This is a genomic window from Variovorax sp. 20P10.2.4 (assembly GCF_058244205.1).
In genome coordinates, this window is the sequence record NZ_JBZAYE010000167.1 from 1 (window position 1) to 12,916 (window position 12,916).

The 12,916-nt window shown below is 67.7% G+C and carries 10 protein-coding genes; 7 read left to right on the forward strand and 3 right to left on the reverse strand.

Annotation, left to right across the window (positions count from 1 at the left end):
* The coding region (lpdA, locus tag AC27VN_RS17440; RefSeq protein ID WP_490877323.1) for a dihydrolipoyl dehydrogenase at window positions 1-1,463 on the forward strand (1,463 nt) is incomplete at its 5' end.
* A 103-nt stretch (window positions 1,464-1,566) separates the two neighbouring features.
* Here the strand turns inward: lpdA and AC27VN_RS17445 are convergent.
* A complete protein-coding gene (locus AC27VN_RS17445; RefSeq protein ID WP_093342645.1) occupies window positions 1,567-2,148 on the reverse strand; it encodes a C40 family peptidase in 582 nt (193 codons plus the stop codon).
* 282 nt (window positions 2,149-2,430) lie between these two features.
* On the opposite strand from AC27VN_RS17445, the gene AC27VN_RS17450 reads away from it, so the two are divergent.
* Entirely contained in the window at window positions 2,431-3,510 is a 1,080-nt protein-coding gene (locus AC27VN_RS17450) for a PQQ-dependent sugar dehydrogenase (protein ID WP_490877324.1), read from the forward strand.
* 3 nt (window positions 3,511-3,513) lie between these two features.
* Here AC27VN_RS17450 and AC27VN_RS17455 read toward each other — a convergent pair whose 3' ends face one another.
* A complete protein-coding gene (locus AC27VN_RS17455) occupies window positions 3,514-4,305 on the reverse strand; it encodes an alpha/beta fold hydrolase (protein WP_490877325.1) in 792 nt (263 codons plus the stop codon).
* A 10-nt stretch (window positions 4,306-4,315) separates the two neighbouring features.
* Window positions 4,316-5,953 carry a 4-hydroxyphenylacetate 3-hydroxylase family protein gene (locus AC27VN_RS17460; RefSeq protein ID WP_490877326.1) on the reverse strand — a complete coding sequence of 546 codons (1,638 nt, stop codon included), beginning with the start codon at window positions 5,951-5,953 and terminating at the stop codon, window positions 4,316-4,318.
* A 130-nt stretch (window positions 5,954-6,083) separates the two neighbouring features.
* Between AC27VN_RS17460 and AC27VN_RS17465 the strand changes: the two genes are divergently transcribed.
* The 5 genes from AC27VN_RS17465 to AC27VN_RS17485 all read left to right on the forward strand — a co-directional run.
* Window positions 6,084-6,707, forward strand: a complete 624-nt coding sequence (locus tag AC27VN_RS17465; protein WP_490877327.1) for a TetR/AcrR family transcriptional regulator — start codon at window positions 6,084-6,086, stop codon at window positions 6,705-6,707.
* Window positions 6,708-6,799: 92 nt separating this feature from the next.
* A complete protein-coding gene (locus AC27VN_RS17470) occupies window positions 6,800-7,402 on the forward strand; it encodes an isochorismatase family protein (RefSeq protein WP_093342637.1) in 603 nt (200 codons plus the stop codon).
* A 109-nt stretch (window positions 7,403-7,511) separates the two neighbouring features.
* The gene (locus AC27VN_RS17475) at window positions 7,512-9,500 is read left to right on the forward strand and encodes a propionate--CoA ligase (protein WP_490877328.1); all 1,989 of its coding nucleotides are present in this window, start codon (window positions 7,512-7,514) and stop codon (window positions 9,498-9,500) included.
* Window positions 9,501-9,679: 179 nt separating this feature from the next.
* Window positions 9,680-12,556, forward strand: coding sequence for a 2-oxoglutarate dehydrogenase E1 component (locus tag AC27VN_RS17480; RefSeq protein ID WP_093342634.1), 2,877 nt, complete (start codon window positions 9,680-9,682; stop codon window positions 12,554-12,556).
* A gap of 138 nt (window positions 12,557-12,694) precedes the next feature.
* Window positions 12,695-12,916: biotin/lipoyl-containing protein (locus AC27VN_RS17485; RefSeq protein ID WP_490877329.1), on the forward strand; the 222-nt coding region annotated here is incomplete at its 3' end.

Below are 12,916 nucleotides of genomic sequence, written 5' to 3' on the forward strand. Positions count from 1 at the left end.
GCAAGGTCGACGTCGAATGCGACGTCATCGTGCTCGGCGCCGGCCCCGGCGGCTACTCGGCCGCCTTCCGCGCCGCCGACCTCGGCCTGAAGGTCGTGCTGATCGAGCGCTACGCCACCCTCGGCGGCGTCTGCCTCAACGTCGGTTGCATCCCGTCGAAGGCGCTGCTGCACGTGGCCTCGGTGATGGACGAGGTCAAGCACTTCGCCGACCTCGGCGTGAGCTTCGCCGCGCCCACGGTCGACCGCGCCAAGCTGCTGGGCCACAAGAACAAGGTGGTGAGCAAGCTCACGGGCGGCCTCACGGCCATGGCCAAGATGCGCAAGGTCACGGTGCTGCGCGGCGTCGGCAACTTCGTCGACCCGCATCACATCGAGGTCGAGGAGACCTCGGGCACGAGCTGGGACACCACCGGCAGCAAGCAGACCGTGAAGTTCCGCAGCGCCATCATCGCCGCCGGTTCGCAGGCCGTGAGCCTGCCCTTCATGCCGAAGGACCCGCGCGTGGTCGACTCCACCGGCGCGCTCGAGCTCGGCACCGATCCCAAGCGCATGCTGATCCTGGGCGGCGGCATCATCGGCCTCGAGATGGGCACCGTGTATTCCTCGCTCGGCGCGCGCCTCGACGTGGTCGAGATGCTCGACGGCCTGATGCAGGGCGCCGACCGCGACCTGGTGAAGGTCTGGCAGAAGATGAACGCGCCGCGCTTCGACAACCTCATGCTCAAGACCAAGACGGTGGGCGCCGAGGCCACGAAGGAGGGCATCAAGGTCACCTTCGAGGGCGAGAACGCGCCCAAGGAACCGCAGGTCTACGACCTGGTGCTGCAGGCCGTGGGCCGCAGCCCCAACGGCAAGAAGATCGGCGCCGAGAAGGCCGGCGTGGCCGTGGGCGAACGCGGCTTCATCCCGGTCGACATCCAGATGCGCACCAACGTGCCGCACATCTTCGCCATCGGCGACATCGTCGGCCAGCCGATGCTGGCCCACAAGGCGGTGCACGAGGCGCACGTGGCGGCCGAGGTGATCGCGGGCGAGCTCAAGGGCGACAAGGAACTGGCGAGCGCGGCCTTCAATGCCCGCGTGATCCCGAGCGTGGCCTACACCGACCCCGAGGTGGCGTGGGTGGGCCTCACCGAGGACCAGGCCAAGGCCGAGGGCGTGAAGGTCAAGAAGGGCCTGTTCCCCTGGACCGCCTCGGGCCGCGCCATCGCCAACGGCCGCGACGAGGGCTTCACCAAGCTGCTGTTCGACGCCGAGACGCACCGCATCCTCGGCGGCGGCATCGTCGGCACCCATGCCGGCGACATGATCGGCGAGATCGCGCTGGCCATCGAGATGGGCGCCGACGAGATCGACATCGGCAAGACCATCCATCCGCATCCCACGCTGGGCGAGAGCATCGGCATGGCGGCGGAAGTGGCGCACGGCACCTGCACCGATTTGCCGCCGCAAAAGCGCTGAACGATCGGAGGCCGCCTCGCGGCCTTCGCCCAAAGAAAAAATCCCGCGGCTGCGGGATTTTTTCGTCCCGGCCCCAGTGCGAAGTGGGCCGAAGGAGGGGAGTTCAGTCGCCGGTGCGAGCCGACGCCGCGGCGGCGCGGATCTCGTCGTTCGATCCGCCGCCGAGCACGCGGCGGGCGCCGTCGAAGCGGCGGCTCCAGTAGCTGCCGTTCATGTCTTCCACGCGCACCTGGGCGCCCGAGCGCGGCGAGTGGATGAACTTGCCTTCGCCGACGTAGATGCCGACATGGCTGAAGGCGCGGCGCATGGTGTTGAAGAACACGAGGTCGCCGGGCTTGAGCTCGCTGCGGTCGATCTTCTCGGTGGCGGCGGCCTGTTCTTCCGCGCGGCGCGGCAGCATGTGGCCGACCGTCTGGTTGTACATGGCGCGCACGAAGCCGCTGCAATCGAAGCCGGTGTCTTCCGAGTTACCGCCGCGGCGGTACGGAACACCGAGGAAACCGATGGCAGTCATCACGAGGTCGGAGGTGCGCTCCGTGACGGTCTGGCGGACTTGCCTCAGTTGCCCCACCAGGCCCTTTTCGGCCAGCAGTTGGCCGACTTCGTCGGACCGGTCCGGTGGTTGGGGAGCTGCGTGGGCAGCGACGGCAATCAGGAGGGACGCTGGTAGGACGAAAAAACGCATGGCGCGTAGGATATTGATGACGGCGGGCACTGTCAATTTGATCTGAATTAGAGATTGTGCCGCCAACCCGTTGATTTACTTGAAAAATTTGAATCATCGGACAACTAAAATGTAACGGTCGACCGGTGATGCCGGATAAACAGTTCGGCCTCCAAGACCCTTCGAAGTCGACAACTGTCTTCATGTGGGTTTGAAAAACCGCCAAGATCATTCGTTTTGCGGGGAAAACACATGAAATCGCATTCAGAGACCTCCCGGCGCGTCCTCGGCCGTGTTTTCGTCATGTCGGGTTTGATCTTTGGTGCGGCCGCCATGGCGCAGGGGCGATCTGAGACGGTGGCCTCGGGGCTCGAGAGTCCCTGGGGCGTGGGCTTCCTGCCGGGCGATCGTTTCGTGGTGACCGAGAAGCCGGGGCGCATCCGCATCGTGGCGAAGGACGGCAAGCCGGGCGCGCCGCTGGCGGGCCTGCCGCCCATTGCGGCGGGCGGGCAGGGCGGCCTGCTCGACGTGCTCGTCGACACGGACTTCCGCAGCAACCGCACGCTGTACTTCTGCTTCTCGGAGCCCGATGCCGGCGGCAGCGCCAACAGCACCGCGCTCGCGCGGGCTCGGCTGTCGCCCGACGACACGCGGCTCGAGAACCTGCAGATCATCTTCAGCCAGAAGCCCAAGGTCGCGAGCCGCGCCCACTTCGGCTGCCGCATCGTTGACGGCGGCGACGGCACGCTCTACCTCACGCTCGGCGACCGCTTCAGCCGCAAGGAAGACGCGCAGCGGCTCGACAACCACCTCGGCAAGATCGTGCGCATTCGCAAGGACGGCAGCGTGCCCGACGACAACCCCTTCGCCGGCCGGCCCGGTCCGCTGCCCGAGATCTGGAGCTACGGCCATCGCAACGGGCAGGGCGCCACGCTCGGGCCCGACGGCCGCCTGTGGATGACCGAGCACGGCCCGCAGGGCGGCGACGAGATCAATGTCGTGCAGGCCGGCCGCAACTACGGCTGGCCCGTCATCACCTACGGCGAGAACTACGGCGGCGGCAAGATCGGCGACGGCATCACGGCCAAGGAAGGCATGGAGCAGCCGCTGCACTACTGGGTGCCGTCGATCGCGACCTCGGGCATGGCCTTCCTGACCAGCGACCGCTATGGCGCCGCGTGGAAGGGCAATCTCTTCGTCGGCTCGCTCAAGTTCGGCTACCTCGACCGCATCGAACTCAAGAACGGCAAGGTGGTGGCCGAGCACAAGCTGCTCGAGGACGGACGCGCGCGCATCCGCGACGTGAAGCAGGGGCCCGACGGCCTGCTCTACGTGCTGACCGACGAGTCGAACGGCAAGCTGCTGCGGCTGCGGCCGAACTGAGCGTCAGCCGGGGCAGCCGGGCAACGACAGCGTCGGCAGCAGCCGCTGCCACAGGCGCCGCCATTCGGGCCAGTCGTGGCCGCCCTCGGTGGTGAAGACGCGCTGCGGCGGCAGCACGCCTGCCAGCAGCCGGTGGCTGAAGGCGAAGCGGTCGTCGAGGCCATAGCCCAGGTACAGCGGCGGCCGTGCGCCCGCCGTCTGCGTGTGGCCCGCGTAGCCGCGCAGCCATTGCCACAGCTGGGTTTCGTTCGGTGTGCGCGGGGGCGCGGTGGCCGTGTCGAGCGGCCCGTTCCATTTGGCGAGTCCGCCCGCGTTGGCGATGTCGGTGCTCAGCGTGCGTTCGCCCAGGTAGGGCGCGATCGCCACCACGCCGGCCAGCTCGCCCGGATGCGTCTGCGCATAGAGCAGGCCGCCGAAGCCGCCGAGCGAGATGCCGACGATCCAGATCTTGCGGTAGCCCTGGCGCCGCGCGGGCGCGATCACGTCGGCGTTCAGCCGCTCGAGCACGGTCCTGTCGTTGTAGTAGCCCAGGTGCGCGTCGACCAGCATCACGTCGACCGCGAGCCGGTTCTCGCGCACCGCCTCGACGAAGCCTTCGCGCTCGAACTCGTCGGGCGTCGAATAGGCGCCCGGCAGCATCACGAGCAGGGTGTCGGCCTGGCGCGTGCAGCGCTGGGTCTCGAGCACGGTCGCCAGCGGCACGGTGCTCTTGCGCACGCCGCCGCAGCCGGCCACCAGCAGCGCGGCACCGATGCCAAGGGCCGCGAGGCAGAGCCGCTTCGTCAGGACTTTCATCCCGCCGAGTCTAGGCCTGGGCGCGGTGAGGTTTGGGCAGTTCGACCATCACCGGCTGCCCGGGCGTCGTGCACCCCGTGTCGCAGCACTTGCCGGGCTGGCGGTTGCGCGTGATCGCGCGCTGCGGATCGTGCGGGGCGGCCGCGGGCGAGCCGTCGGCGGCGATGCCGCGCTCGAGCAGCCGCTCGACCAGCTCCACCTTCGAGCCCACGGGGTAGTGGCGCCAGATCTCCTGCTTCATCGCCGCCGGCGAGCCGCCGCCATGCAGGCTGATCACGCTGTACCAGCCGCCCTGGTAGCCGGCCGTCAGGTCCTCGATGAAGCGGGCCGCCTCGATGCGCTGCTCGTAGGGCACGGCCGGGTTGGCGCGCAGCACGTCCGACAGCCGCGCCGCGGTCTCGGGGTTGTGGTCCTCGTCGGGGCCGGGCAGGGTGACGATCAGGCCCCCGCTCACGGTGTGGGCGATGCGGTGCATGTCGTAGATCTTGGTCGCCAGCAGCAGCTTGCCGATGTTGCTGAACACCGGGTCGGGCATGAAGACCGGGCAGTGCTCGTCGGCCTTGCCGTAGACGCTGGCCGCCACGCCGCAGGCGAAGAAGCCCTCGGTGATGCTGATGAGCTCGACCATCTGCTCGCGCAGGTGGCTCTCCTTGCCCGGATCGAAGCCGTTGGCTTCGCACATCAGCGCGCCGGCGCCGATCAGCAGGTCGCCGAAGCCGGCGCGCGCGCCGATGCAGCTGTGGCGGTGGTGGGTGGCGTAGCTGTAGGTGAGGTGGCCCGAATGCTCCCAGCTGCCGTTGGAGCCGTCGTAGAACACGCGCTCCCAGGGCACCAGCACGCGGTCGAAGATGCACACGCCGGTGCTCTGGCCGTACTTGCGGCTGAACAGGGCGTCGCCGTGCTCGAGCTTCTCGCCGGGCCGACCGGCCGGGCGCGCCACGATGGTCAGGCCCGGCGCGTCGAGCGGCACCGCGCAGCAGACGGCGAAGTCGGCGTCCTCGCGGCCCATGTTGCGGCAGGGCATGACCAGCAGCTCGTGCACGTAGGGCGCGCCGGTCACGATGGCCTTGGTGCCCGAGATCACGATGCCGCGCGCGTTGCGTTCCACCACGTGCACATAGCTGTCGACGTTGGCCTGCTCGTGCGGCCGGCGGCTGCGGTCGCCCTTGGCGTCGGTCATGGCCACGCCCAGGGTCAGGTCCTGGTCCTGGACGCGGTGCAGGTACTCGAGGAAGCGCGCCGTGTGCTCGCCGCCGCCGCGCGCGTCGTCGATGCGCGCCGACACCTGGGCGATCGCGTTGAGCGCGTCGTGCGTGAGGTAGCGCTGCGCGCAGCCCGTTTCCTGGCACACCAGCCGCACCGCCTCGAGCTTGTTGAGCAGGTCGCCCGCGCTGGTGTTGATGTGCGAGAGCCGGTTCACGCGCTTGCCGCTGGTGTGCTGCGCCGCGGTCATCAGCGGTTCGTACTGGGCCTTCAGCGCATGGTCGTAGGTCAGGGCGATGGCGTTGATGCCGGGGCGGAACGCGGGCTCGTCGGCCACGCTCTCGACCCGCCGGCCGTCGACGTAGACGACGGGCCTGTAGCGGCGCAGCGATTCGCGGTAGTCGGCGCCGGACATCAGCGCGGCCGAGGGGAGCGGGGCGTTCATCGTGGGTGTCTCCGGTGGTTGTCGTGCAGGCCGGAACGGGCCGGCCTCGTGAAATTTAAACACTGTTCAAAAAATTGATCAACCGTTAAAAAAATGAGCAACGCTTAAAAGAAGGGCTACAGTCCTGCCCATGCAGGCCAAGCTCCAACGACGACAGACCCTGAGCGACGCGCGCCGCGCGCTGGTGCTCGACGCGGCGCGGGCCGTGTTCTCCGAGGCCGGCCTCGAGGGCGCGAGCATCCGCGAGATCGCGCGCCGCGCGGGCTACACGCCCGGCGCCATCTATTCGTACTTCGAGAGCAAGGAGGCGATCTATGCCGCGCTGCTCGACGAATCGCTGCTGCGCCTGTGCACCGCGGTGGCCGAGGCCGAGGCCTTCGCGGACCGACCCGCGCTGACGCTGGCGTCCAAGGCGCGGGCCTGGTTCGGCTTCTATGCGGCCCATCCGCGCGAGCTCGACCTCGGCTTCTACCTGGTGCACGGCATGCGGCCGCGCGGCCTGACCAGCGAGCTCGATCACGCACTCAACGACCAGTTGAAGGAGGCGCTGAACCCCTGCGAGGAAGCGCTGCGCGCCATGGGCCTCGATGCCGCCGACGCGCTGCGCGAGAACACCGCGCTGTTCGCGCACGGCGTGGGCCTGCTGCTGATGCGGCACACCGGGCGCATCCGCATGTTCGGGCAGTCGGCCGATGCGCTGTTCGAGGCCTACATCGGGCAGCTCGTGGCCCGCGTCGGGGCGCCGGCCGCCTGAGCCGGTCCGCGCGCCGGTGCTTTGGTGTTAGTTTCCAGGGTTTCGGGCGCACGGCCGCCCCGCAACCCTCGTCAGAAGAAAGAACCCCGCCCATGCTGCTCGACGCATCCCAATCCCAACTCGTGCTGGTCGACTATCAGGCCCGACTGATGCCGGCGATCTTCGAGTCGGAGGCGGTGGCGCAGAACGCGGTCCGCCTCGGCAAGATGGCCCGGCTGTTCGACGTGCCCGTCTTCGGAACCGAGCACAACCCGTCCAAGCTCGGCGAGAACCTGCCCGACATCCGCGCGCTGTGCCGCCGCACGCTGCCGAAGATGCACTTCAGTGGCGTCGAGGAAGGCCTGGGCGAATGGCTGCGCGTGCCGGCCAAGGCGCCACAGGGCAATGCGCGCAGCCTGCCCAAGCACCTGCAGAAGCCGGCCGCGGCCGCCGAGGAGCGCAACACCATCGTCATCGCCGGCTGCGAAGCCCATGTCTGCCTGCTGCAGACGGCGCTCGACCTGCTGGAGGACGAGTTCGAGGTCTGGGTCGTCACCGATGCCTGCGGTTCGCGCACCGAGCGCAACCGCGACGCCGCATTCGACCGCTTGGCCGGCGCGGGCGCCGAGCTGGTGACGACCGAGATGGTCGGCTTCGAATGGCTGCGCACGGCCGAGCATCCGGCCTTTCCGGAGCTGCTCGCGCTGGTGCGCTGAGAGGGCGGGGCTACCTTCCATCTAATAGAAGAGGGGTGGCAGCCGGCCGGCCCCGGTTTCATCCGCTTGTGGCGCGCGTCAGCCTGCTGCAAGATCGGTCTCCATAATTATGAATTCAGTTTCGGGGCCAACCTTTCGCGGGTTCGGCGCCGGGCCGATTTCACAAGATCAGGAGACAACACCGATGAGCCGCTACGAAGAATTCCACCGCCAATCGATCGACGCGCCCGAGGCCTTCTGGGCCGAGCAGGCCCGGCTCATCGACTGGCGGAGCCCGCCGCAGCAGATCCTCGACGCCAGCCAGCCGCCGTTCGCGCGCTGGTTCGTCGGTGGCACCACCAACCTGTGCCACAACGCCGTCGACCGCCACCTCGCCGAGCGCGGCGACCAGCCGGCGCTGATCTTCGTCTCGACCGAGACCGGCACCGAGAAGGGCTACAGCTTCCGCGAGCTGCATGCCGAGGTGCAGCGCACCGCCGCCAGCCTGATCGACCTGGGCGTGGGCCGCGGCGACCGCGTGCTGATCTACATGCCGATGATTCCCGAGGCCGCGTTCGCGATGCTGGCCTGCGCGCGCATCGGCGCCATCCATTGCGTGGTGTTCGGCGGTTTCGCGAGCGGCTCGCTGGCCACGCGCATCGAGGACGCCGAGCCCAAGGTGGTGGTGAGCGCCGACGCCGGCTCGCGCGGCGGCAAGGTGATCGCATACAAGCCGCTGCTCGACGAGGCGATCCGCCTGTCGAAGCACAAGCCCGGTGCGGTGCTGCTGACCGACCGCGGCCTGGCTCCCATGGTGCTGGTGGCGGGGCGCGACCACCTGGCGAGCGATCTGCGGCAGAAGCACCTCGACGCGCGGGTGCCCTGCACCTGGCTCGAGTCGACAGAGATCAGCTACACCATCTATACCAGCGGCACCACGGGCAAGCCCAAGGGCGTGCAGCGTGACGTGGGCGGCTACGCGGTGGCGCTGGCCGCGAGCATGAAGCACATCTTCGACGGGCGGCCCGGCGAGACCTATTTCTCCACCAGCGACATCGGCTGGGTCGTGGGCCACAGCTACATCGTCTACGGCCCGCTGATCGCCGGCATGGCGACGGTGATGTACGAGGGCCTGCCCACGCAGGGGCTCGACGGCCAGCCCGACGGCGGCATCTGGTGGCGGCTGGTCGAGAAGTACAAGGTGACCGTGATGTTCAGCGCGCCGACCGCGGTGCGCGTGCTCAAGAAGCAGGACCCGGCGCTGCTCAAGAAATACGACCTCTCCACCTTGCGCGCGCTGTTCCTGGCCGGCGAGCCGCTCGACGAGCCCACGGGCCGCTGGATCGCCGAGGGCCTGGGCGTGCCGATCATCGACAACTACTGGCAGACCGAATCGGGCTGGCCGATCATCACCATCGCCAACGGCATCGAGAAGAAGCCCAGCAAGTTCGGCAGCCCCGGCGTGCCGATGTACGGCTACAAGGTGAAGATCCTGCACGAGTCGACCGGCGAGGAGCTCACGGCCCCGAACGAGAAGGGCGTGGTCGTGGTCGAGGGCCCGACACCGCCGGGCTTCATGCAGACCATCTGGAAGGACGACGCGCGCTTCGTCAACACCTACTGGAAGAGCGTGCCTGGCAAGATGGTCTATTCGACCTTCGACTGGGGCATCCGCGACGAGGACGGCTATTTCTACATCCTCGGGCGCACCGACGACGTGATCAACGTCGCCGGCCACCGGCTCGGCACGCGCGAGATCGAGGAAAGCATCTCGGGCCACGCGGGCGTGGCCGAGGTGGCGGTGGTGGGCGTGGCCGATGCGCTCAAGGGCCAGGTCGCGATGGCCTTCGTGGTGCCCAAGGACGGGCAAGCCGTGAGCGACGAGGCCGTGGCGCTGAAGCTCGAGGGCGAGATCATGAAGACCGTGGCCGACCAGCTGGGCGCGCTGGCCCGGCCGGCGCGCGTGCGCTTCGTGGGCGGACTGCCCAAGACCCGCAGCGGCAAATTGCTGCGCCGCGCCATCCAGGCGGTCTGCGAGGGCCGCGATCCGGGCGACCTGACGACCATCGACGACCCCGCCACGCTGCAGCAGATCAAACTGTTACTGACCCGGGGCTGATCTCTTCCCGATGGGGGTTGTGCATCCCCTTCGAACCGTCATATGGTTGGCGTGGCACAATCGCCCGGTACTCAGGCCCTTCCCAGCCACAGTCGCATCCGCCAATCGGTTCAGCCGTGTCGCGGAAGGTTTCTTAAACCAGCTCGTGCTTCCCACAGGGAAGCGAAGGTCAGCGCAATATGAGCGATTCATCGACTCCATCGGTGTATGCCGCCTACCAAGGCAACACCTATCTCTTCGGCGGCAACGCGCCCTATGTCGAGGAGATGTACGAAAACTACCTCGCCAACCCCGGCAGCGTGCCCGACAACTGGCGCACCTACTTCGACGCGCTGCAGCACGTCCCCGCCGCCGACGGCACCAACACCCGCGACGTTCCGCACCAGCCGGTCATCAACGCTTTTGCCGAACTGGCGAAGCAGGGCACGACCAAGGTCGTGCAGGCCAGCGGCGCCGACTCCGAACTCGGCCGCAAGCGCACCGCCGTCCAGCAGCTGATCGCCGCCTACCGCAACGTCGGCGCCCGCTGGGCCGACCTCGATCCGCTCAAGCGCGCCGAGCGTCCCGCCATTCCCGAACTCGAGCCTTCGTTCTACGGCTTCACCGACGCCGACCTCGAGACGGTGTTCAACACCAGCAACACCTTCTTCGGCAAGGACACCATGTCCTTGCGCGACCTGCTCAACGCACTGCGCGAAACGTACTGCGGCACCATGGGTGCCGAGTACATGTACACCACCGACCAGAACCACAAGCGCTGGTGGCAGCAGCGGCTCGAGAGCGCCCGCACCAACCCCAAGCTCAGCGCCGAGCAGAAGAAGCACGTGCTCAACCGCCTGACCGCGGCCGAAGGCCTCGAGCGCTTCCTGCACACCAAGTACGTCGGCCAGAAGCGCTTCTCGCTCGAAGGCGGCGAGAGCTTCATCGTCTCGATGGACGAGCTGATCAACCAGGCCGGCGCCAAGGGCGTGCAGGAAATCGTGATCGGCATGGCCCACCGCGGCCGCCTCAACGTGCTGGTCAACTCGCTCGGCAAGATGCCGGCCGACCTGTTCGCCGAGTTCGACCACACCGCCCCTGAAGACCTGCCCAGCGGCGACGTCAAGTATCACCAGGGCTTCAGCTCGGACGTGACCACCCCCGGCGGCCCGGTCCACCTGAGCCTCGCGTTCAACCCCTCGCACCTCGAGATCGTGAATCCCGTGGTCGAAGGCTCGGTGCGCGCGCGCATGGACCGCCGCGCCGACCCGCTGGGCAAGCAGGTGCTGCCCGTGATCGTGCACGGCGACGCCGCCTTCGCGGGCCAGGGCGTCGTGATGGAAACGCTGGCGCTGGCCGAAACCCGTGGCTACTCCACGGGCGGCACGGTGCACATCGTCATCAACAACCAGATCGGCTTCACCACCAGCGACCCGCGCGACAGCCGCTCGACGCTGTATTGCACCGACATCGTCAAGATGATCGAGGCGCCGGTGCTGCACGTGAACGGCGACGATCCCGAAGCCGTGGTGCTCGCCACCCAGATCGCGCTGGACTTCCGCATGGAATTCCAGAAGGACGTGGTCGTGGACATCATCTGCTTCCGCAAGCTGGGCCACAACGAGCAGGACACCCCCTCGCTGACCCAGCCGCTGATGTACAAGAAGATCGCCCAGCATCCCGGCACGCGCAAGCTGTACGCCGACAAGCTGGCCGCGCAGGGCCTGGGCGACACGCTCGGCGACGACATGGTCAAGGCGCAGCGCGCCGCCTTCGACGAAGGCAAGAACACGGTCGACCCGGTGCTGACCAACTTCAAGAGCAAGTACGCCGTCGACTGGAGCCCGTACCTCAACAAGAAGTGGACCGACGCCGGCGACACCGCGATTCCCTCGAGCGAGTGGAAGCGTCTGGCCGAGAAGATCACCACCGTGCCGCAGGGCTTCACGGTGCATCCGCTGGTCAAGAAGGTGCTCGACGACCGCGCCGCCATGGGCCGCGGCGACGTCAACGTCGACTGGGGCATGGGCGAGCACATGGCCTTCGCCTCGCTGGTGGCCAGCGGCTACCCGGTGCGCCTGTCGGGCGAGGACTCGGGCCGCGGCACGTTCACGCACCGCCACGCCGTGTTGCACGACCAGAACCGCGAGAAGTTCGACGAAGGCACCTACACGCCGTTGCAGAACGTCGCCGACAACCAGGCCCCGTTCGTCGTGATCGACTCGATCCTGTCGGAAGAAGCGGTGCTCGCGTTTGAATACGGCTATGCCTCGAACGACCCGAACACGCTGGTGATCTGGGAAGCCCAGTTCGGCGACTTCGTGAACGGCGCGCAGGTGGTGATCGACCAGTTCATCGCCTCGGGCGAAGTCAAGTGGGGCCGCGTCAACGGCCTCACGATGATGCTGCCGCACGGCTACGAAGGCCAGGGCCCCGAGCACAGCTCGGCGCGCCTCGAGCGCTTCATGCAGCTGAGCGCCGACACCAACATGCAGGTGGTGCAGCCGACCACGGCCAGCCAGATCTTCCACGTGCTGCGTCGCCAGATGGTGCGCAACCTGCGCAAGCCGCTGATCATCCTCACGCCCAAGTCGCTGCTGCGCAACAAGGACGCGACCTCGCCGCTGGCCGAGTTCACCAAGGGCAGCTTCCAGACCATCATTCCGGAAAGCAAGGCGCTCAAGGCCGAGAAGGTCAAGCGCCTGGTCGCGTGCTCGGGCAAGGTCTATTACGACCTGGCCAAGAAGCGCGAGGAACGCGGCGACGACGACGTGGCGATCATCCGCGTCGAGCAGCTCTATCCGTTCCCGCACAAGGCCTTCGCGGCCGAGATCAAGAAGTACCCGAACCTCGTCGACGTGGTGTGGTGCCAGGACGAACCGCAGAACCAGGGCGCCTGGTTCTTCGTGCAGCACTACATCCACGAGAACATGCAGGAAGGCCAGAAGCTCGGCTACGCCGGCCGCGCGGCCTCGGCCTCGCCGGCCGTCGGCTACTCGCACCTGCACCAGGAACAGCAGAAGGCACTGGTCGATGCCGCCTTCGCCAAGCTCAAGGGCTTCGTGCTGACCAAGTAATAGAACGATCCTTTTTCAACACGAACAACCCGCTCGGGCGCATGTGGCGCGGCCACATCGCCCGATCCCCCACGAGGGGCGGGCCGGGCGAACCCCGGCCCCAGGGGCACACACAAATCAAAGCGGAGCAAACTCCAAATGTCTATCGTAGAAGTCAAAGTCCCTCAGCTGTCCGAATCGGTGGCCGAAGCCACCATGCTCACCTGGAAGAAGAAGGCCGGCGAAGCCGTCGCCATCGATGAAATCCTGATCGAGATCGAGACCGACAAGGTCGTGCTCGAAGTGCCGGCGCCCGCCGCCGGCGTGCTGGCCGAGATCGTGCAAGGCGACGGCGCCACCGTCGTGGCCGAGCAACTGATC

What these genes read in the sequence shown, in the direction of transcription:
- AC27VN_RS17475 (WP_490877328.1), top strand. Translation starts at nt 7,512, where the DNA reads ATGAATTCAGTTTCGGGGCCAACCTTTCGCGGGTTCGGCGCCGGGCCG.
- AC27VN_RS17450 (WP_490877324.1), top strand. Translation starts at nt 2,431, where the DNA reads ATGTCGGGTTTGATCTTTGGTGCGGCCGCCATGGCGCAGGGGCGATCT.
- AC27VN_RS17465 (WP_490877327.1), top strand. Translation starts at nt 6,084, where the DNA reads ATGCAGGCCAAGCTCCAACGACGACAGACCCTGAGCGACGCGCGCCGC.
- AC27VN_RS17480 (WP_093342634.1), top strand. Translation starts at nt 9,680, where the DNA reads ATGAGCGATTCATCGACTCCATCGGTGTATGCCGCCTACCAAGGCAAC.
- AC27VN_RS17460 (WP_490877326.1), bottom strand. Translation starts at nt 5,953, where the DNA reads ATGAACGCCCCGCTCCCCTCGGCCGCGCTGATGTCCGGCGCCGACTAC.
- AC27VN_RS17455 (WP_490877325.1), bottom strand. Translation starts at nt 4,305, where the DNA reads ATGAAAGTCCTGACGAAGCGGCTCTGCCTCGCGGCCCTTGGCATCGGT.
- AC27VN_RS17470 (WP_093342637.1), top strand. Translation starts at nt 6,800, where the DNA reads ATGCTGCTCGACGCATCCCAATCCCAACTCGTGCTGGTCGACTATCAG.
- AC27VN_RS17445 (WP_093342645.1), bottom strand. Translation starts at nt 2,148, where the DNA reads ATGCGTTTTTTCGTCCTACCAGCGTCCCTCCTGATTGCCGTCGCTGCC.